The 19715-nt window shown below is 63.1% G+C and carries 17 protein-coding genes; 9 read left to right on the forward strand and 8 right to left on the reverse strand.

Features of this window, described 5'->3' with window-relative positions; translation table 11 throughout:
- The first annotated feature begins 26 nt into the window (after positions 1 to 26).
- On the forward strand, positions 27 to 1748 hold the full coding sequence (locus IEC33019_RS17310) for an amidohydrolase (RefSeq protein WP_070094626.1): 1722 nt from the start codon (positions 27 to 29) through the stop codon (positions 1746 to 1748).
- Between the two features lie 119 nt (positions 1749 to 1867).
- Complete coding sequence (locus tag IEC33019_RS17315; protein ID WP_070094627.1) at positions 1868 to 2593, forward strand: TorF family putative porin; 726 nt, start codon at positions 1868 to 1870, stop codon at positions 2591 to 2593.
- 33 nt (positions 2594 to 2626) lie between these two features.
- Here IEC33019_RS17315 and IEC33019_RS17320 read toward each other — a convergent pair whose 3' ends face one another.
- From IEC33019_RS17320 to mcpA, 3 genes are all read right to left on the reverse strand, one after another.
- Positions 2627 to 3250: a helix-turn-helix transcriptional regulator gene (locus IEC33019_RS17320; protein ID WP_070094628.1), complete on the reverse strand. Its 624-nt coding sequence runs from the start codon at positions 3248 to 3250 to the stop codon at positions 2627 to 2629.
- A 16-nt stretch (positions 3251 to 3266) separates the two neighbouring features.
- Positions 3267 to 3899, reverse strand: coding sequence for a hypothetical protein (locus IEC33019_RS17325; protein ID WP_070094629.1), 633 nt, complete (start codon positions 3897 to 3899; stop codon positions 3267 to 3269).
- A gap of 226 nt (positions 3900 to 4125) precedes the next feature.
- Complete coding sequence (mcpA, locus tag IEC33019_RS17330; RefSeq protein ID WP_099593774.1) at positions 4126 to 6012, reverse strand: methyl-accepting chemotaxis protein McpA; 1887 nt, start codon at positions 6010 to 6012, stop codon at positions 4126 to 4128.
- 269 nt (positions 6013 to 6281) lie between these two features.
- Here mcpA and IEC33019_RS17335 point away from each other — a divergent pair, with 269 nt between their 5' ends.
- Positions 6282 to 6773 carry a GNAT family N-acetyltransferase gene (locus IEC33019_RS17335; RefSeq protein ID WP_070094369.1) on the forward strand — a complete coding sequence of 164 codons (492 nt, stop codon included), beginning with the start codon at positions 6282 to 6284 and terminating at the stop codon, positions 6771 to 6773.
- 149 nt (positions 6774 to 6922) lie between these two features.
- Here the strand turns inward: IEC33019_RS17335 and IEC33019_RS17340 are convergent, their stop codons facing one another.
- The 3 genes from IEC33019_RS17340 to IEC33019_RS17350 all read right to left on the reverse strand — a co-directional run bounded on the left by IEC33019_RS17340 (position 6923) and on the right by IEC33019_RS17350 (position 10115).
- On the reverse strand, positions 6923 to 7114 hold the full coding sequence (locus IEC33019_RS17340; protein WP_043214725.1) for a YhfL family protein: 192 nt from the start codon (positions 7112 to 7114) through the stop codon (positions 6923 to 6925).
- 273 nt (positions 7115 to 7387) lie between these two features.
- Positions 7388 to 8398, reverse strand: coding sequence for an Ldh family oxidoreductase (locus tag IEC33019_RS17345; protein WP_070094370.1), 1011 nt, complete (start codon positions 8396 to 8398; stop codon positions 7388 to 7390).
- A 91-nt stretch (positions 8399 to 8489) separates the two neighbouring features.
- Positions 8490 to 10115 (reverse strand): APC family permease, encoded by a 1626-nt coding sequence (locus IEC33019_RS17350; protein ID WP_070094371.1) that lies wholly within the window; start codon positions 10113 to 10115, stop codon positions 8490 to 8492.
- A gap of 475 nt (positions 10116 to 10590) precedes the next feature.
- On the opposite strand from IEC33019_RS17350, the gene IEC33019_RS17355 reads away from it, so the two are divergent.
- From IEC33019_RS17355 to IEC33019_RS17380, 6 genes are all read left to right on the forward strand, one after another.
- Positions 10591 to 11304: an AraC family transcriptional regulator gene (locus tag IEC33019_RS17355; protein ID WP_372340653.1), complete on the forward strand. Its 714-nt coding sequence runs from the start codon at positions 10591 to 10593 to the stop codon at positions 11302 to 11304.
- 235 nt (positions 11305 to 11539) lie between these two features.
- Complete coding sequence (locus IEC33019_RS17360) at positions 11540 to 12472, forward strand: 4-hydroxyproline epimerase (protein ID WP_070094373.1); 933 nt, start codon at positions 11540 to 11542, stop codon at positions 12470 to 12472.
- Positions 12473 to 12544: 72 nt separating this feature from the next.
- Positions 12545 to 13492, forward strand: a complete 948-nt coding sequence (locus IEC33019_RS17365; RefSeq protein WP_070094374.1) for a dihydrodipicolinate synthase family protein — start codon at positions 12545 to 12547, stop codon at positions 13490 to 13492.
- Positions 13493 to 13596: 104 nt separating this feature from the next.
- Positions 13597 to 15174 carry an aldehyde dehydrogenase (NADP(+)) gene (locus IEC33019_RS17370; protein WP_070094375.1) on the forward strand — a complete coding sequence of 526 codons (1578 nt, stop codon included), beginning with the start codon at positions 13597 to 13599 and terminating at the stop codon, positions 15172 to 15174.
- 95 nt (positions 15175 to 15269) lie between these two features.
- Positions 15270 to 15929: a GntR family transcriptional regulator gene (locus IEC33019_RS17375; protein WP_070094376.1), complete on the forward strand. Its 660-nt coding sequence runs from the start codon at positions 15270 to 15272 to the stop codon at positions 15927 to 15929.
- Positions 15930 to 16011: 82 nt separating this feature from the next.
- Complete coding sequence (locus IEC33019_RS17380) at positions 16012 to 17295, forward strand: NAD(P)/FAD-dependent oxidoreductase (RefSeq protein ID WP_070094377.1); 1284 nt, start codon at positions 16012 to 16014, stop codon at positions 17293 to 17295.
- Between the two features lie 30 nt (positions 17296 to 17325).
- Here the strand turns inward: IEC33019_RS17380 and abaF are convergent, their stop codons facing one another.
- Complete coding sequence (gene abaF, locus IEC33019_RS17385) at positions 17326 to 18687, reverse strand: fosfomycin efflux MFS transporter AbaF (protein WP_070094378.1); 1362 nt, start codon at positions 18685 to 18687, stop codon at positions 17326 to 17328.
- Between the two features lie 285 nt (positions 18688 to 18972).
- Positions 18973 to 19632, reverse strand: coding sequence for a GntR family transcriptional regulator (locus tag IEC33019_RS17390; protein ID WP_070094388.1), 660 nt, complete (start codon positions 19630 to 19632; stop codon positions 18973 to 18975).
- Positions 19633 to 19715: the final 83 nt, after the last annotated feature.

Consider the following 19715-nt stretch of genomic DNA (forward strand, 5'->3'; position numbering starts at 1 on the left):
CCATCACAACAAGAACGAGGCATCGAATGAAGCACCTCCTGAAGATGGCGATCAGCGCGGGCCTGGCCTGCACCTCCCTGCACAGCTTCGCGGCAGTGGACGTGATCTTTCACAACGCCAAGGTCTACACCGCCGAACCAGGCCAGCCGCTCCAGCAGGCGGTGGCAGTCGAGGGCGAGAGGATCGTCGCCGTGGGCTCGGACCAGGCCGTGCTGGCCCTGAAGGCCGACGGCACCCGGGTCATCGACCTGGGCGGCAAGGTGCTGATGCCAGGCATGCTCGACTCCCACTCCCATGCCATCAAAGGCGGCCTGCAACTGGAGCTGGCCAACCTGATGGGCGAGCAGATCCCCCTCGATGAACTGGAACAGCGCCTGCGCGAGTGGCGCAAAGATGGCAAGGCCGTGCGTGGCGAGTTCCTGGCCGTCGGTGGCGTGCCGGGGACCTACTGGGACGACATCCCGGCCCTGGAGCAGCGTTTCAACCATGGCGAATGGGCCGACCAGCCGATCCTGCTGGCCGCCAACGACATGCACACCGGATGGGCCAACCAGGCCCTGCTCAAGCGCGCCAAGATCGACGCCAAGACCATCGCGGCGTTGCCCGCCGAAGCGCGCAGCACCATTGGCCAACACCAGGACGGCACGCCCAACGGGTTTCTGGCCGACGCCAGCTACTACCCGGTGACCGACCTGCTGCCGCCGCTGTCCCACGACACCTTGATGACCGCCGGGCGCATGGCCCTGGACTACTCCAAGCAGCTGGGCATCACCGGCTGGATGGACCCGCTGGCCAACGAACTGCCCGGCGCGGATGTGAAGAACGACTCGCTGGGCGTGCTGCCGGTCTACAAGGACCTCTCCGAACGCGGTGAACTGACGGCGCACATCGCCGCCCTGCTGATGGCCGACTCCAAGGCCCGCCCAGCCGACCTGGATGAACTGGACAAAGTGCGCCAACAGTTCCTCGGCGTACGCAATCTCACCCTGCCCGGCATCAAGGTCTTCGCCGACGGCGTCGCCGAAATGCCGGCGCAGAGCGCGGCGATGCTCGAGCCCTACAAAAACTCCGGCCAACGCGGCGAACTGCTGCTGGACCCGAAGCACTTCGGTGAGCTGGTCGATGCCGCCGATGCCCGTGGCTGGCTGGTGCATGTGCATGCCATAGGCGATCGCGCTGTGCGCGAGGCACTCAACGGCGTGGAACAGGCCCGACGCGCGCGACACAGCGGTGTCCCGCACTCGATCACCCATTTGCAGATGGTCAGCGCCCAAGACTACCCGCGCTTCAAACAACTCGATGTGATTGCCTCGATGCAGTTGTACTGGGCCAGTGCCGACGAGACCAACCTCGACCTGGTCAAGCCCTATGTCGATGAGCATGCCTTCGCCCACAGCTACCCGGCCCACTCGCTGTACAAGGCCGGCGCGACCATCGCTGGCGCAAGCGACTGGCCGATCACCACCCCGGAGCCGTGGAAGGCGATCTACCAGGCCGTCAGCCGTAAAGGTCCCAAGGGCGTGCTCAATGCCGACGAAGCCATCGACCGAGAAACCATGTTCCAGGCCTACACCCTCAATGCCGCCCGCGCCATGCGTCTGGAGCAGCAAGTCGGCTCGCTGAAGGTGGGCAAGCAGGCCGACATGATCGTCCTCGACCGCGACGTGCTCCACGTCGATCCCGAGGCGCTGCGTGACACCCAGGTGCTGCAGACCTGGTTCGCCGGCAAGCAGATCTACCAGCGCTGATCGCATCCCGGAGGGAAACCCGCGTCCACAAACTCGACACGCATCCCTGTGGGAGCGGGTTCACCCACGAAGCGCCCCCCGTTACACCGTGCACAACAACAATAAATGGAAAGCATCGAATGACCGTACGCAACCTCATCGCAGGCGGCCTGCTCGCCTGCGCCCCGCTGGCCCATGCCATCGACCTCAACGACGATTTCAGCCTTGAGGCCACGGCTGGCGTTTTCAGCGACTACCGCACCCGCGGCATCTCCCAGACCCAGAACGATCCGGCCCTGCAGGGCTCGCTGACCCTGGCCCACGCCAGCGGCCTGTATGCAGGCGTATGGAGCTCGAACGTCGACTTCGGTTTCGGCAGCAGTACGCGCCAGGAGCTGGACTACTACGCCGGCTACTTCTGGCAGATCAACGACGACGTCACCCTCGACACCTCGTACATCAAGTACGTTTACCCGCGCCAGGGCAACTTCAACTACGGCGAGTACCATGCCGAACTGCGCGCCTGGGGCGTGCTGCTGGGCGGCAACTATTCGGACAACTTCAACGGCGACCAGTCGATGCTCTACAGCTACGTGGGCTACACCACGCTGCTGCCGTACGACACCGACCTGCTGGTGCGCTACGGGCGCAACGACTACAAGGACCCGAGCTGGTTCGCCAATGACGGCGCCAGCCGCGACGACTACCACGAATGGGAGGTGAAGCTGACCCGCACGATGCTGTCGCTCGATTGGTCCGTCAGCTACATCGACACCGACCTCTCCGAGAGCGAATGCGCCAGTTACCTCGGCTTCAAGGATGTCTGCTCGGCCACGGTGGTGGCCTCGGTCAGCAAGACGTTCTGACCCACAGCGCGAGGGGCCGCATAGCGGCCCTGATCACTGGCTCGGGTCCTCGCGCTTGAGCGAGAACCGGCACACCGTGCCCCCACGCAACATGCACTCCTCATGCACCGCCTCAGCACCGCCCAGGGCCCCAATCAGCGCCAGGTCCAGCTCGCAGACAACCGGATGGGCCTTGGCCAGGTGATGGAACACGCAGTTGTGGGCAACGATCTGCGGCTCGCCGGAGGAACGGAAGAACACCTGGGCCTCGTAACCTGCGTTGTTCATGTACTCCACAATGCGCGCTTCATCCACCACCTGCGTCTCCAGGTCCTCGGCCATCTTGCGGCCTAGGTTGCGCATCAGCGCCGAAAGGGCCTGGGGCCCGATGAGGCCGGCGACTTCGGCGATCAACAGGTTGGCCAGCAAGGGATACTGCCGGGGGAACAGCTCCCGTGCATGATCGGTCAGCTGATGCAGTTGCTCCGGGCGCCGCCCGGTGGGCCGGGTGGCGCCGCGTCTGACCAGGCCGTCGCGCTCCAGTGCCGCCAGGTGCTGACGCACCGCGGTACGGGTGATCGCCAGGGCCTGCGCCAATTCATCGATGCTCATGCCGTCAGGCTGGTAGAGCAAGGCATTGAGCAGGTCCTGCTGGGTACGGCCCAGTCCTTCCAGCATGCGAGTGGCTCCTCGTTCAGAACTTGTCCGGGAACTGCTTGACCAACGCCCCGGCCAAGGTATCGGCCAGTGTCAGCATGTGCTGACGCATCATCTGCCAGGTCTGTGCTTCCCCAGCGTAGTCCTGCGCGGCGAGCTGGTCGATCTGAGACAGGTGGTGCCCCCCATGGGCCGTCAGCATCGACAGCAACGTCTGCTCCGGCAAATACGGGTTGGCCTTGGCCAGGAAGGCCGACAACGCCTTGGCGTTGCTCGACAGCTCGTTCACCGCCGCTTGCTTAGCGGATTTGTCCTTGGCGACGGTGGCATCGCTGTAATGCTTGACGGCCCCCCAGTGTCCGGCCAGCAGCTTGAGCAACTGGTCAGCGGCAGGCTGGCCGTACAGCGGAGCAATGCTATTGGCGATGCTGGTGGCATTGCTGACCACCTGCTTGGCGGCGGTTTCAGCTTGCGCCTTGTTGCCGGTCTGGTTGGCGAGCGCATAATTCCTGACCCAGAACACATGCTCGCCCCAAAGATCGCGCAGGGCCAAGCGCGTGGTCAGGGCGGCGGAATCGGCAACTGGTGCAGCGGATGTGGCAGGGGTTTGGCTCCAGGCTGGCGGAACGCACAGGGCGAGCAGCAGCAAGGCAGCGATCTTGAGATTCATGGCAGCACCCTCAGGAAAAGGATCGGACTGACAAGAATAATTTAAGCATCAAAATATGTTTTTATTCGGCCGAAGCCTGGATTCCGATCAACGGTGCGGGTACGCCACAGAGGTTCGTGCAGTTCCCACGACGTGTTCAGCACCCAAGAATCCCCCACAGGTACAACGCCGAGCCTGAGCACGGCGCGGTACCGGTGGGAGCGGGTTCACCCGCGAAGGGCGCGCCTCAGATCCGGAAGCTGCCCACCAGTTGCTTCAACCGCCCCGCCTGCTGGCTCAGGGCGTCGCAATGGCGCAGGGTCTCGTTGAGGTTCTCCACCCCTTGCTGGTTGAGGCTGTTGATCTGGGTGATGTCCAGGTTCAGGCTCTCGACCACGGCGCTCTGCTCCTCGGTGGCGGTGGCCACCGACTGGTTCATGCCGTCAATTTCGCCGATGCGTTGGGTCACGCTGGCCAGGCGGGCGCCGGCCTGGTTGGCCACCTGCACGGTCTGCTCGCTGGACACCTGACTTTCGTTCATGGTGTGCACCGCCTCGCGCGAACCTACCTGCAGGCTGGTGATCATGCGGTGGATCTCCTCGGCCGACTCCTGGGTGCGGTGAGCCAGGTTGCGCACCTCGTCGGCCACCACGGCAAAGCCACGCCCGGCCTCGCCGGCGCGGGCGGCCTCGATGGCAGCGTTGAGCGCCAGCAGGTTGGTCTGCTGGGAAATGCCCTTGATCACGTCGAGAATCTTGCCGATCTCGTCGGTGCTGGCGTTGAGCGTTTCGATCTGCTCGCACGACTCGCTGATCTTCTGCGAAAGCGCGGTCATGGCGTTGATCGCATCGTCCACCACCTGACGGCCATCGTTGGCCTGGTCGCTGGCGCCGCTGGCGTGCTGCGAAGCGTCGGCGGCATTGCGGGCGATTTCCTGGGTGGCCGCGCCCAGCTGGTTGATCGCCGCGGCGACGCTGTTGGTGCGCATGCTCTGCTCCTCGGAGCCGATGATCGAGGCGTTGGAGGCGTTGACCACCTTCTCCGACAGGTCATGCACCAGGCGGGTGGCCGAGGACACCTCGCTGATCGAGGCGTGGATGCGCTCGACGAAACGGTTGAACGAGGTGGCCAGCTCACCGAACTCGTCCTTGTGCTGCACTGCCAGGCGGCGGGTCAGGTCGCCTTCGCCTTCGGCGATGTCCCGCATGGCGCGGCCCATGGTGGTCAGCGGACGCATCAGCACCGGAATGAGCAGGCCCAGCAGGCCCGCGATGGCAGCCACGGCGATGAGCATGGCGATGATCGCCGAGGTGCGGAACTGGCTGAGCGGGGCGTAGGCCTTGTCCTTGTCGATGGACAGACCGATGTACCACTGCGCCGACGGCAGGCCTTCGACCGGGGCGAAGGAGATGATCCGATCCTGGCCATTGAGGGTGACGTCCTGCATGCCCGGTTCGACCTTCAGGCCGGCATTGGGGTAGATGTCCTTGAGGTTCTTCATCAGCTGGTCCTTGTCGGGGCTGACGATGACCTGGCCGCTGCGATCGGCGAGGAAGGCGTGGCCGATGCCGCCGAAGTCCACCGAGTTGATGATCTTCACCAAGGTGTCCAAGGTGAGATCGCCCCCGACCACACCGACCAAGGTGCCATCAGCCCGGCTCTTGACCGGCGAGGCAATGGTGACCATCAGGCCACCGACAGCGCCCTGGTAGGGGGCGGTGACCACCGTATGACCCGCACTGGTCGCCGCGTTGTACCAAGGTCGCTGGCGAGGGTCGTAGCCGTCGGGCATCTGCGTGTCCGGGCGCTGGGTGAAGACGCCGGTAGCATGGCCCAGGTAGGTGAAGAGGAAGTTGCTGGTGTAGGACGGTTGCTCAATCAACCCCACCAGATTCTCGCCAGCGCCCTGCTGGGCGATGTCCTGGGCCAGGTTTTCCAGTATCAGGATGCGTCCGGTCATCCAGTTCTGCACACTGCTGGCGGTCAGGGCACCAGCCTGTTGTACGGAGGATTCGATGTTCTGGCGAATGATGTTGCGCTGCAGGTAGTCGTTGTAGAGGGTAAACAAGGCAAACGCCAATACCACGATGCCACAGGCACTGAGCAGAATCTTGTGACGGAATTTCAGGTTCATGTTCAGAGACCTTGGGTAACTTTTCTTTTTTTAATGTTGCACGCTCGCCCCCGCAATCGCGGGGTCCTGCCTTTATCTATCGGCTGCCTGCGCTCGGTTCTTGAATATCCCTTGGCGTATTTGCGACCTGCGGCATGCGGCACCTTTTACTTGCCCCATGACCTCACAGGCAGCTTATGACCCACTGTATGGCCCGTTTCACGCCGATCTGTCACTAACGTCCGGCACGGGCCTGCACTAGCATCGGCCACTCCACCGGAGTGCAGCGCATGAACGAATTTCCTGGCGACATCGATTTCTCGGGCCTGACACCTCGCAGGCTGGAACTGGACGACCATGCAATGATCTGTGAACACCGTGAGCGGATGTTCCTGGAGGCCGGCGGGGACCCCACGCAACTGTGCGTGATGACCGAACACTTTCGGCCCTGGTTGCTCCCGCGCCTGACGGACGGGCGCTACTACGGGTTCGCCCTGATGGACGGGGCGATCAATGCAGCGGCGATTGGCCTGATGAGCATCGATTGGCCGCCCCATCCTGCTCATCCGAGTCAGGATCAACGCGGCTACGTACTGAATGTGTTCGTCGAGCCTGCTTACCGGCGACGGGGGTTGGCGTCGGCCTTGATGCAATTGGCCGAGGCCGAATTCGTCACGCGCGGGATCGGCTTCGGGGTGCTGCACGCCACGGAAGTTGGCCGGCCGGTATATGAAGCGCAGGGCTGGCAGGCCACTGCCGAGATGGCCAAGTCACTGGCTTAGATAAGTTGCGCCCTTAGTTTCGATGGCCTGATCGCAACTAATATCATAACGCCACTACTTGTTGCACACTGGCAATAAAAAACCCCCTACTCCATTAAGAGAGGGGGTTCTGATTACACCCAATCGAGGTGTAATCCGTACATCCAAAATTACTGCTGTTGTGGCAGCTTGTCGATCGGGCCGCAACCGCCGATAACTTTGGAGATGGAAACCGATGGGTGGAACAGGTAGTCGTACGAGCAGTTCTTTGGCTGGTTGTAGACTTGGCCGGTGCAGCCGGAGAGCAGGGCCACGCCCGAGATGACAGCAACAGCGGCGGTGGCTTTGATCAGCTTTTTCATTACTAAATCCTTTAATTTATAATTCACCATCGTACTGATGGCGGCGCGATATTAACCACATCGTCAAAAAAAATAAACGCCGTTTTCATTGTTTCAAAACAAGAAGCGGCAAGTTTCTCGGCGCAGCCCACGCGCACTTATCCAGTTGGATTGTTTTTAACTGAACATCCACGCAAACAGCAACGCACGTCACGTTCGACTAAAACAATTATTCGAACGTTACTTGCGCATCCAATAAGAGGTTAATGGTTCGCGTGAGCCGAGCGTCCCTCTTCACAGTAAACGGCGAATGTCCTCGACGACTTGTCGATTCACCCAGACACCTTCAACCACTGAACGCTTGCGGGCACTGAAACGTCGCTGGGAAGGCAAACGTGCGCCCTGATCGGTGATGGCGGCGAACAAGTGCTCCGCTCGTTGCAACCCGGCCTCGAGGTCTTCGCCGAGAAACGCCTTGGGGTCGAACGCCAGCAGCAGCTCGCCATGGCACGGCGTAGCACCGGCGCCGTCATCGAAGGCCATGGATTCGAGGCTGGTCATATCGCCGATCAATGCACCTGCCAACAGCTCGATCATCGCCGCCAAGGCCGACCCCTTGTGCCCACCGAAGGTCTGCATGGCGCCGGCCAATGCAGCACTGGCATCGTTGGTCGGCTGGCCATCACGGTCCAGTGCCCAACCATCGGGAATCGGCTTGCCTTCACGCGCGTGCAGTTCGATATCACCCCGGGCGATCGCACTGGTGGCAAAGTCGAACACGAACGGCTCGCCATGCGGACGCGGCCAAGCGAATGCCAACGGGTTGGTGCCGAACACGCCCCGCTTGCCCCCTGCCGGCGCCACCCAGCTGTGGCTGGGTGTCATCGCCATGCCGACCAGCCCGTGGGCGGCGATGGCCTCCACCTCCGGCCACAACGCCGAGAAGTGGAAGCAGTTGCGAATCACCAGGGCCGCGATGCCCTGCTTGCGGGCCTTTTCCACCAGCACAGGAAGGCCGGTCTGGAAGGCCAGCAGCGAGTACCCCTTGTGGGCGTCGACCTTGACGATCGACGGCCCACTGTCATGAACCGTCGGCAGCACCGCCGGGTCGACCTTGCCGGATCGCAGCGAACGCACACACACCAGCACCCGGTACAGGCCATGGGAATGGCACTCGTCGCGCTGGCCCTGGGTGATCACATCGGCGATGGCCTGGGCATGGGCATCGGACATACCGTTGGCCAGCAGTGCGCTGACGGCCAGCGCATGGACCTCTTCGAGCGTCATGTGGACACTGTCATTCATTTGCTGTTACTCCCTGAATGCGACCGCGGCAGCCCAAGGCTGCCGCGGTGCGTGCGTGAAAATGCCAGGCGTGGCGGAGTCGACCTGCGACTCAGCGAGCGTGGGCGGTGGTGAATCCTTTAGTGGCTGGCTGGACGTTCGGTTGTTCTTCCTCTTCATCGGCATCCAGGCGCAGCAGGTGTGCCGGCACGCCAGTGCGTGCGCCCCAGTAATAGATGCCGAGGGAGCACAGGCCAACGACGACGTTGTCCAGCGGATGGGCCAGCACGCCGATTCCGCCGAAACTGCCGAGCTTGGAGAACACGATGATCATCGCGTAGAAGCCCACCAGCCACAGCGACGAACGCACTTGCTGCTTGAGCGACAGGTGCTCGGTGGGCACGAAGCGGCCGGCCAGCAGATAGACGACGAACATCAGGATCTGCAGGCTGAGCAGCCAGGACACCGTGCTCCAGCCCGACCAGTAGACGATCAACGAGGCGATGATGAACGACACCGGACCCAGCACCCCCATGGCCTTGACGCGGAACGGGCGCTCCAGGTCCGGCGCGCTGCGGCGCAGGGCGGCGACCGAGACCGGGGCGACCGCATAGCTCAGCACCAGCGCGGCCGACACCACGTTGATCAGCGCTTCCCAGGAGGGGAACGGCAGGGTCCAGAAGATCGACAGGCCGAAGGTCAGCCACAGCGCGGGGCGCGGGATGCCGGATTTCTCGTCGATGCGGGTGAACACCTTGAAGAAGGTGCCGGTGCGCGCCCAACCGTAGATGACCCGTGGTGTGGCGTTCATGTAGATGTTGCCGCAGCCGCTCGGCGAGATCACCGCATCGGCGACCACCAGGTACGCCAGCCAGCCTACGCCCAAGGCGACGGCGATGTCGCGGTAAGGCAGTGAGAATTCCTTGTTGATCAGGCCCCAGCCATTGGCCAGCATCTCGGTCGGCACACTGCCCAGGAATGCCACTTGCAGCAGCACATAGATGGCCGTGGACAACAGCACCGAGAGAATCAGCGCAATCGGAATGGTACGTTGCGGGTTACGCACTTCACTGGCCACCGAGATGATCGGCGTCAGCCCCAGGTACGCGAAGATGATGCCACCGCCGGAGACGGCCATTTCGATGCCGGACATGCCAAACGGGGCAAAGCCCTGGACCTCGAGGTTTTCCGGACGGAAGAAGCTGTAGAGCACGACGATGACCAGCAGCGGCACGATGAACTTGAACGTGCTGATCAGGTTGTTGGCCTTGGCAAAGGTCTTGACGCTGCGGTAGTTGACCACGAAGAACAGGCACAGCAGGGCGAACTGCACCAGCCAGCCGGCCAGGGTCGCGTCATTGGTCCCCGGATGAGTCAGTTGCGGAAACCAGGCCGCAGCGTACTGACGCGAGGCGACCACTTCGATCGCCACCAGGCTCGAGAACGCGATGATGGTGATGAAGCCCATCAGGTAGCCCAGCAAGGGCCCGTGGGAAAAGACCGGGTAGCGCACCACGCCACCGGCGCGCGGCAAGGCGGCGCCCAGTTCGCAGTAGACGATGCCCAGCAGCAGCACGGCGAAGCCGCCGATCAACCAGGAAATGATGCCCGCCGGGCCTGCGATGGCCGACACATGGCTGGCGGCGAACAGCCAACCGGAGCCGAAAATGGCTCCCAGGCCGATGAACGTCAAGTCCATCAGCGACAGTTGTTTCTTGAATTTACCTTGGCCTGACATAGCTAAGCCCTTTTTTGTGGATTATTGAAATAGGCAGAAACTGTGTTGGAGATCAGTGTGCTTAGGCGGTGGAGTTGCAGCCTCTCGGTTCGAGAATGCGCGTTCAGCGGATGTCCGGTGAGCGGCGCTCTGTTTTCAGCGATGGGTTACCAAACCCCGTCCCAGACAGGCGGGTGGTCTATAGCCGCCAGTGGATCGAAGGGTTCGACGAGGTGTCTGGCACGCTCTGTCTTTTTTAGGTTGAACTGGTCGCGGCAACAATTGCTTGATGGTTTTCATCAGCGTTGATGACGATATCTGCACAATTTGCATTCATGACTTGACGCAGGAGCCACGCCCCGAGGCATCCTGAACGGCAATCTCAGCCCCTGTCGAAAGCGCCCCACGACGCCTTCGCCCCTTCAGGACCAGCACCATGCCCGAGCAGCACTTTTCCACCTTCAGCGAAGGCCTCACCGCCCATCGGCCGAAAAACATGAAGGAACTGATGGCCTGCATCTCGCTGATGCAGCCCATGCTCGACGCCATCCCCAATGCGGTGATCTTCGTGAAGGACGCCCAGGCCCGGTACCTGATGGCCAACCGCACCTTGGTCGAGCGCTGCGGCCTCAAGTCCCTCGCCCCCCTGCTCGGGCGCACCAGCGCACAAGTCTTTCCCGCGCAGCTCGGGCCGGGCTATACCGAGCAGGACCGTCGCGTCCTGGAGGGCGGCCTGGTGCTGCAGGACCAACTGGAGGTGCACCTGTATGGCAGCCAGGAACCGGGCTGGTGCCTGACCCACAAGCGGCCGATTCTCAACCGCCGCGGCGAGGTGATGGGGCTGATCGGCATTTCCGTCGACCTGCAGTCGGCCGCCCAGGCCCACCCGGCCTATCAGCGGCTGTCGGCGGTGGATACCTACATCCGTGAGCACTATCACCGGCCCATCACCCTCGATGACCTGACCGACGTCGCCGGCCTCTCGGTGGCGCAGCTGGAGCGGTACTGCAAGCGCATCTTCCACCTGACGCCCCGCCAGATGATCCACAAGGCGCGCCTCGAACAGGCGCACCTGCTGCTGCGCGCGGACCTTCCGATCACCGAGATCGCCCTGCGCTGCGGCTACACCGATCACAGCGCGTTCTCGCGCCAGTTCAAGACCATGACTGGCTTCACGCCACGCCAGTACCGCCAGGCGACACGCAGCTGATCACCTCAAGAACCCCATGACGCCTGGAGTTGGCACGTCTCTGTGGGAGCGGATTCACCCGCGCATACTGGGCTGAACTCACCACCGCCTTCGCGGGTAAACCCGCTCCCGCCGGTTCGATCATCGCGAAGGAAATGCACGAGAGGCTTGATTGTATAAAATCTACATTGTATAAAATCTTCAATCCGCCCATCCCAGCCCACCGGCTGATGCGTTCAGAGGATCCATAATTTCAATGAAAAGCATCCACGTCATCGACTCCCACACCGGTGGTGAACCCACCCGCCTGGTCATGAGCGGCTTCCCTGCCGTCGCTGGCCAGAGCATGAGCCAGAAGCGCGACGCGCTGCGCAACGAGCATGATCAATGGCGCCGCGCAACCTTGCTCGAACCGCGTGGCAACGACGTGCTGGTCGGCGCCTTGTACTGCGAGCCTGTTTCCGCCGATGCCACCTGCGGCGTCATCTTCTTCAACAACACCGGTTACCTGGGCATGTGCGGCCACGGCACCATTGGCCTGGTCGCCTCGCTGCATCACTTGGGGATGATCGAGCCAGGCGAGCACAAGATCGACACTCCGGTCGGCCCGGTAAACGCCACCCTGCATGCCGACGGCGCCGTCACCGTGCGCAACGTGCCGGCCTACCGTTATCGCCACGACGTCCCGGTACAAGTGCCTGGCTACGGCGAAGTACGCGGCGACATTGCCTGGGGCGGCAACTGGTTCTTCTTGGTGTCCGACCACGGCCAGGTGCTGGAACTGGCCAACGTCGAAGCGCTGACTGCCTACACCTGGTCGATTCTCCAGGCGCTGGAAGCCAACGGCATCTTCGGTGAGGACGGCGGCGTGATCGATCACGTCGAACTGTTCGCCTCCGACCCGCAGGCCGACAGCCGCAACTTCGTGATGTGCCCAGGCAAGGCCTATGACCGCTCCCCCTGCGGCACCGGCACCAGCGCCAAGCTCGCGTGCCTGGCCGCCGACGGCAAGCTCGCCCCCGGCCAGACCTGGGTCCAGGCCAGCATCACCGGCAGCCGCTTCGAAGGCCGTTATGAACAGGAAGGCGAACGCATCCGTCCTTCCATCACCGGCCGCGCCCATGTCACCGCCGACAGTCAATTGCTGATCGACGAGCAGGACCCCTTCGCCTGGGGCATCTGCCAGTAACCACCACACGCGTCGCCCGCGGCGCGTACACCCTTCACGACCGACCTGAATGAATGCTTCAAGGAGCCCACAATGACTGACAATATCTTCACTGGCTGCATTCCTGCCCTGATGACCCCCTGCACCCCAGACCGCAAGCCAGACTTCGACGCGCTGGTGAAAAAGGGCCGCGAGCTGATCGATATCGGCATGAGCGCCGTGGTGTACTGCGGCTCGATGGGGGATTGGCCGCTGCTGACCGAAGCCGAGCGCCAGGAAGGCGTGGCCCGCCTGGTCGCCGCCGGCATCCCGACCATCGTCGGCACCGGCGCGGTCAACTCCCGTGAAGCCGTCTCCCATGCCGCCCACGCCGCCAAGGTCGGTGCCCACGGCCTGATGGTCATTCCGCGTGTACTGTCCCGCGGCTCGTCCATCCCGGCCCAGAAGGAACACTTCAAGGCCATCCTCAATGCCGCCCCGAACCTGCCGGCGGTGATCTACAACAGCCCTCACTACGGCTTCGCCACCCGCGCCGACCTGTTCTTCGAACTGCGCCGCGAACACCCGAACCTGATCGGCTTCAAGGAGTTCGGTGGCGCGGCTGCCATGAGCTACGCCGCCGAGTTCATCACCTCCAAGGATGAAGAAGTCACCTTGATGGCGGGCGTGGACACCCAGGTCTTCCACGGCTTCGTCAAGTGCAACGCCACCGGCGCCATCACCGGCATCGGCAACGCCCTGCCACGCGAAGTGTTGCTGCTGATCAAGCTGTGCAAGGAAGCCGCGGTCGGTGACGCCAAGGCCCGTCGCCTGGCCCTGGAGCTCGAAGGCGCACTGGCGATCCTGTCGTCCTTCGATGAAGGCGTGGACCTGGTGCTGTACTACAAGCACCTGATGGTCCTGAACGGCGACAAGGAATACACCCTGCACTTCAACGAGACCGACGTCCTGAGCGACAGCCAGCGCCGCTACGCGGAAAACCAGTACGCCCAGTTCCGCCGCTGGTACGCCAGCTGGTCGGTCGAAAACAACCTGGTCTGATCCCGCCCCGCGTCACCTCCCTGAGGCGGTGCGCCCCTTGGCGCACCGCCCTCCTCTTCCCGCCTGGTGCGGGAATCTGACTTTCCCGACCTCAGGAGAACCCCATGAGTCTTTCAGGTAACCTGCTGATCGGCCAACGCGCCGTCGCCGGCACCCAAGCCGCGGTCCATGCTATCGATCCCGCCACCAACCAGCCGCTCGAACCGGCCTACCATGGCGGCAGCCGTGAGCATGTCGAGCTCGCCTGCAGCCTGGCCTGGGATGCCTTCGACCGTTATCGCGATACCTCGCTTGAAGCACGTGCCGCGTTCCTCGAGCGCATCGCCCAGAACATCGAAGTCCTCGGCGACACGCTGGTCCAGCGCGCCGTGGCCGAAAGCGGGCTGCCGCAAGCCCGCATTCAGGGTGAAATCGGTCGCACCTGCTTCCAGTTGCGCACTTTTGCCCGTACCGTCCGTGCCGGCGAATGGCTGGATGTGCGCGTGGACGAAGCGCTGCCCGAGCGCCAGCCACTGCCGCGTCCGGACTTGCGCCAGCGTCATGTCGCCCTGGGCCCGGTGGCGGTGTTCGGCGCCAGCAACTTCCCCCTGGCCTTCTCGGTGGCCGGTGGTGATACCGCCTCGGCCTTCGCCGCCGGTTGCCCGGTGATCGTCAAGGCCCACAGCGCCCACCCGGGCACCAGCGAACTGGTTGGCCGCGCCATCCAGCAGGCCGTTCAGGATTGCAAGCTGCCCGAGGGGGTGTTCTCGCTGCTGTACGGCTCGGGCACCGAAATCGGCATTGGCCTAGTCAACGACCCGCGCATCAAGGCCGTCGGCTTCACCGGCTCGCGCAGTGGTGGCGTTGCCCTGACCCACGCCGCCCAGGCACGCCGTGAGCCCATCCCGGTATATGCCGAAATGAGCTCGATCAACCCAGTGTTCCTGTTCGAGTCGGCGCTGGCCAACCGTGGTACCGCGCTCGCCGAAGGCTTCGTCGCCTCCCTCAACCAGGGCGCCGGCCAATTCTGCACCAACCCTGGCCTGGTGATCTCCGTCAAAGGCCCAGCCCTGGACAACTTCATCGCCACCGCCAGCGCCGCCATCGCCAAGAGCCCGACCCAGACCATGCTCACGCCTGGTATCTACAAGGCCTATAGCAATGGTGTCCAAGCCCTGGCAGCCAACGCCAGCGCACGCCTGCAAGCCAAAGGCGTCGAGAGCGAAGGCCACAACCAATGCCAATCGCACCTGTTCGTGACCACTGCCCACGACTTCATGCGTGACGACGCTCTGCAGGCCGAGGTATTCGGCTCGTCTTCGCTGATCGTCGAATGCGACGACCTGGCCCAGGCCAGGCAAGTGGCCGAACAGCTCGAAGGCCAGCTCACCGCCACCGTGCACATGGACGATGCCGATACCGACGCCGTCGCCACGCTGCTGCCAACGCTGGAGCGCAAGGCCGGACGCATCCTGATCAATGGCTGGCCGACCGGCGTGGAAGTGTGCGACGCGATGGTCCACGGCGGCCCGTTCCCGGCCACCTCCGATGCCCGCAGCACCTCGGTGGGCACTGCGGCGATCCTGCGGTTCCTGCGCCCGGTGTGCTACCAGAACTTCCCGGACAGCCTCCTGCCAACGGCCATCAAGCAGGGCAACCCGCTGAACCTCAGCCGTCTGGTCAATGGCCAGCGGGTAAGCTGACCGGCAATGGCGCATCCACCTACAGCACGTCGGTGGATGCGCTTTTGCCCTTTGCATACAATATGCAAATTCCAATCGGGTTCTCGAACAGTACTATGGCTAGCTTCAAGACACGTGCCCAGCACGTAGCGGACGATCTTCGCAAACGTATCCTCAGCGGTGAGTTCAAAGGCGCCACCCAGTTGCGTCAGGACGCGCTCGCGCGGGACTACGACGTCAGCCGGATCCCCGTGCGCGAGGCGCTGCTGGCCCTCGAGGCCGAAGGGCTGGTGCAGTTCCACCCGCACCGGGGCGCATTCACCACCGAGCTCTCCACCGCCACCATTCGCGAGCTGTTCGACCTGCGCGTACTGCTCGAATGCAGGGCCCTGGAGCAAGCCATCCCGAAACTGACGCCAAGCGAACTCGACCGAGCAGAGCGCCTGCTGGACCAATACGATGCCGCACTGGATTCCGGCAGCGACATCGACAACTGGAGTGAGCTGAACTTCGCCTTCCACACTGCCTTGTATTCGCCGGCCCAGCTGCCGGAAACCCTGGCGATGATCACGCACCTCAATACCAAGTGCGATCGCTACATCCGCATGCAACTGCTCTACACGCGGGAAATCCAGAAAGCCGAAAAAGAGCACCGCGAACTGCTGGAACATGCCCGCAACAAAGACATCGAGGCGGCCTGCCGTCTGCTGGATCGCCACATCCGCGAAGCCTGCGAGGGCATCGTCGCGGTCCTGGAAAACAGTCTGAACCACTGACCCCTTGCCCTGAGCGTCTGCGCCAGGGCGCGGTCTGAACACAATAATTGTATAAAATCTACGATCATCGAGGTTTGAGCAGATGCTTTCAGACGAACTTCACCGTAACGGTCACGATGTCTATGACATCGCCGTGGTCGGCGCCGGCATCGTAGGCGCGGCCTGCGCCCTGGCCCTCTCGCGCCAGGGCCATCGGGTGCTGGTGCTCGACCGGGATGAGCCAGGCCAAGGCGCATCGTTCGGCAACGCCGGCCACCTGGCCACCGAACAGGTCTTCCCCATCGCCGACGTGTCCATTCTCAAACGCCTGCCGGCCATGCTGATGGACCCGATGGGCCCCCTGCGCCTGGATTGGCGTTACCTGCCCAGGGCCCTGCCCTGGTTCACACGCTTGCTGCTGAACCTGCGTCAACGCCCCTACCGCAACAGCGTCGCAGCCCTGCGCGCCCTCAACGAAGCGAGCCTGGATGCCTGGCGGCGTCTGCTGGCCTCCACCGGCAATACGCAGTTGCTCAAGGAAGATGGCTCCCTGCTGGTGTTCGAGCGTCCCGAGTCGCGCACTGCCATCGATGCGCTCAAGCAGAAGATGCAGGCCCAGGGCGTGCCCGTCGATTTCTGGGACGCCAATGCCGTACGACATGCGGCGCCGCAATTGTCCGAATCGATCCAGGGCGCACTGTTCTTCCCCGCGACCGGTCATTTCATCGACCCCCACGTGGTGGTGAACGCCTTGGTAAAAGCGGCCCAGGACGGCGGCGTTCATTTCGCCCGTCAACGCGTCGACGGGGGACGCGTGCATCAGGACGGCGTCGTGCTACGAACCGACCATGGCGAGGTCAATGCGCGAAAGGTGCTGATCGCCTGCGGTGCCCACTCCGCCAAGCTCACCCAGCAACTGACCGGCAAGCGCGTACCGCTGGACACCGAACGCGGCTATCACCTGATGCTGCCCAACGAGCACGACCGCCTGCCCTTGGCTGTCACCTCGCTGGAGCGTCGTTTCATCATGACGCCCATGCAAGGCGGCCTGCGCCTGGCCGGCACCGTGGAGTTCGCAGGGCTCGATCGGGCGCCGAACATGCAGCGGGCCTGGCAGTTGCATCGACTGACCCAGGGGCTGTTCAAGAAAGCACTGAACATCGATGCGGCGAGCACCTGGATGGGCTTTCGTCCTTCCCTGCCCGACTCGCTGCCGGTGATCGACCAAGCCTGCGGCGGCAAAGTCTTGCTCGCCTTCGGTCACCAGCACCTGGGGCTCACCCAGGCGGCGACCACTGCCGAACTGGTCGCCTCCATGACCGGATCGGTGCCCACTGGGGCTGGGCATTTGCCTGCGCTTGCGCCTTACCGTTTGGATCGGTTCTGAAGTCGGGGGCTGCTTTGCAGCCCCAGCGTCTCAGCGTTTGGCCAACTCCTCATCCACCGCCCGCAGCGACTTGCCTCGGGTCTCACGGGTCGCCGCCACCGCGACGATCGAGATCAACGCAGCCCCCACCAGGTACCAGGCAATCGGCGTCGAGCTGTTGTATTCCTTGAGCAAGGTGACCGCGATCAGCGGCGCCAACGACCCCGCCAGGATCGGCGCCACCTGATAGCACAGCGACAAAGCCGTGTAGCGAACATGGGTCGGGAACAACTCCGCCATCAGCGCCGAGTAAGGCGCGTAGGTCATGGACTCGATGGCCAGGCCCAGGGTGATCGCGGCCATGATCAGCCACTCATTGCCGGTGTCCATCATCGGGAAGCCAACGAAGCCCCAGAATCCGGTCAGCACCGCCCCGATCAGGTACACCGGCTTGCGCCCGATGATGTCCGAGAGGTACCCCATCGCCGGAATCATGAAGAAGTGCAGCAGGTGCGCACCGAACATCAACAGCAGGATCTGCGAGGTGTCCTTGTGCACCACGAGCTTGAGGTAGGTGATGGAGAAGGTCACCACGGTGTAATAAAGGATGTTCTCGGCAAAGCGCGCACCGATGCCGATCAACACTGCGCGCCAGTGCTTGGTCAGTACCTCGACAACTCCGAGCTGGGCCTGCGCGACATGTTGCTGGCGGGCCTGGGCCTCCTTGAAGATCGGCGCATCATCCACCCGCTTGCGGATCCAGTAGCCGATCAGCACCACCACGGCGGAGAACCAGAACGCCACACGCCACCCCCACTCGAGGAACTGCGCCTCCGAGAGGCTCGAGGACAGGATCAGCAGGATGACCGTGGCAATCAGGTTACCGGCCGGAACGCCTGCCTGGGGCCAACTGGCCCAGTAGCCCCGACGGTTGTCCGGGCTGTGCTCGGACACCAGCAACACCGCCCCACCCCATTCGCCACCGAAAGCAAAGCCCTGGATCAGCCGCAGCAGCACCAGCAGCACCGGTGCGGCATAGCCAATCTTTTCGAAGGTGGGCAAGCAGCCCATCAGGAAGGTCGTGATGCCCACCACCACCAGGCTGATCTGCAGCAAGTGTTTGCGCCCCAGCTTGTCGCCGTAGTGGCCGAACACCAAGCCACCGATGGGCCGCGCCAGAAAGCCCACGGCATACAGGGCGAAGGCCGCGATGATGCCATCCATCGCGCTGCCGGTCTGACGGAAGAACAACTGGCCAAAGACCAGGGCCGAGGCCGTGCCATAAAGGAAGAATTCGTACCACTCCGCCACAGCGCCGGCCATGGCGGCGGCCACTACGCGTTTGATACCGGCGGGCGCATGGTCCGCCGTACGGTCAAGCGTTTTGGATGCCACAGAGGTCGTAGAGGTCATCGATGTTCCGCTCCGTTGATCGTTCGTGCTCGGCGTCCGGCCCCAGCTGCCTGGGGATGGAGCACCCATTTTTGTTATATCGTATTTCGTATACGATTTTATCCGAGCAAGAATGAGGCCAGCGTTTCGCCCTGCTCCAGGCAAAGCGGCGCAGGTCGCGCGTTTAAAGGGCTATGAGGTAAAACGGAAGATGCCCCATAGGGCCGGACTGGCCCGGGGGACTGTTACGGGAGGAAGCAACGCGGAAAGCGATGCCACAGAAAGGATCACCTGCCAGTGGGTTGCTCAGCGATGAGGCAAGTGCTCGTAGAGGCTCTGGCAGACGCCGTTGATGTGCGCTTCGATCAACTGCGCGGCCAGATCAGCATCGCGATTCCGGCAGGCGGCGACGATGTCCCGGTGTTCGTGATCGGCGCGCTCCTTCCCGGCAGACAGACTCATCTGCATCCGCAGGTAACGTTCGACCTTGTCGTGGATCGAGCGGATCAAGCCCACCAGAAACGGTCTCTGCGCGGGCTCGTAAAGACACGCATGCAGCGCCCAGTTGAGTTCGGCCCAGCGGCCGATGTCATCCTCACCAATGAACTCGGCGCAGATCCCTTCCGCTTTCTGGAACGTCTCTTCGGTCATGTTCGGTACCGCCAGGCGGATGGCCTTGACCTCCAGCAGCACACGCACCTCGAACATCTGCGCCAGCTCAGGCTCGGAAATCTTGGTCACCAAGGCGCCCCGGTTGCGGTGAAAATCCACCAGCCCTTCCGCCTCCAGCCGCTTGAGCGCTTCGCGCACTGGGATCTTGCTGACGTTGAACGCTTGGGCGATGTCGTCCTGACGCACCGGCTCGCCCTCGGCCAGATGCCCGGAAATGATCGCTTCGCGCAGGTGCTCGGCGATGATTTCGGAGGTCGAGGGCGTGACACCCAGATTGGGAGCTTTGCGGGGCAGGATCGGCACGGCGGCATCCAGAAGCAATACGGTGTGGATATCTTATACGATACGCGGCACGACCGGCGCCAACCCCGTGCTGC

Source organism: Pseudomonas putida (genome assembly GCF_002741075.1).
GTDB lineage: Bacteria > Pseudomonadota > Gammaproteobacteria > Pseudomonadales > Pseudomonadaceae > Aquipseudomonas > Aquipseudomonas putida_T.

Excerpts from the sequence above, each read along its gene's own strand:
- IEC33019_RS17310 (WP_070094626.1), top strand. The coding sequence starts at position 27 with ATGAAGCACCTCCTGAAGATGGCGATCAGCGCGGGCCTGGCCTGCACC.
- IEC33019_RS17315 (WP_070094627.1), top strand. The coding sequence starts at position 1,868 with ATGACCGTACGCAACCTCATCGCAGGCGGCCTGCTCGCCTGCGCCCCG.
- IEC33019_RS17320 (WP_070094628.1), bottom strand. The coding sequence starts at position 3,250 with ATGCTGGAAGGACTGGGCCGTACCCAGCAGGACCTGCTCAATGCCTTG.
- IEC33019_RS17325 (WP_070094629.1), bottom strand. The coding sequence starts at position 3,899 with ATGAATCTCAAGATCGCTGCCTTGCTGCTGCTCGCCCTGTGCGTTCCG.
- mcpA (WP_099593774.1), bottom strand. The coding sequence starts at position 6,012 with ATGAACCTGAAATTCCGTCACAAGATTCTGCTCAGTGCCTGTGGCATC.
- IEC33019_RS17335 (WP_070094369.1), top strand. The coding sequence starts at position 6,282 with ATGAACGAATTTCCTGGCGACATCGATTTCTCGGGCCTGACACCTCGC.
- IEC33019_RS17340 (WP_043214725.1), bottom strand. The coding sequence starts at position 7,114 with ATGAAAAAGCTGATCAAAGCCACCGCCGCTGTTGCTGTCATCTCGGGC.
- IEC33019_RS17345 (WP_070094370.1), bottom strand. The coding sequence starts at position 8,398 with ATGAATGACAGTGTCCACATGACGCTCGAAGAGGTCCATGCGCTGGCC.
- IEC33019_RS17350 (WP_070094371.1), bottom strand. The coding sequence starts at position 10,115 with ATGTCAGGCCAAGGTAAATTCAAGAAACAACTGTCGCTGATGGACTTG.
- IEC33019_RS17355 (WP_372340653.1), top strand. The coding sequence starts at position 10,591 with ATGAAGGAACTGATGGCCTGCATCTCGCTGATGCAGCCCATGCTCGAC.
- IEC33019_RS17360 (WP_070094373.1), top strand. The coding sequence starts at position 11,540 with ATGAAAAGCATCCACGTCATCGACTCCCACACCGGTGGTGAACCCACC.
- IEC33019_RS17365 (WP_070094374.1), top strand. The coding sequence starts at position 12,545 with ATGACTGACAATATCTTCACTGGCTGCATTCCTGCCCTGATGACCCCC.
- IEC33019_RS17370 (WP_070094375.1), top strand. The coding sequence starts at position 13,597 with ATGAGTCTTTCAGGTAACCTGCTGATCGGCCAACGCGCCGTCGCCGGC.
- IEC33019_RS17375 (WP_070094376.1), top strand. The coding sequence starts at position 15,270 with ATGGCTAGCTTCAAGACACGTGCCCAGCACGTAGCGGACGATCTTCGC.
- IEC33019_RS17380 (WP_070094377.1), top strand. The coding sequence starts at position 16,012 with ATGCTTTCAGACGAACTTCACCGTAACGGTCACGATGTCTATGACATC.
- abaF (WP_070094378.1), bottom strand. The coding sequence starts at position 18,687 with ATGACCTCTACGACCTCTGTGGCATCCAAAACGCTTGACCGTACGGCG.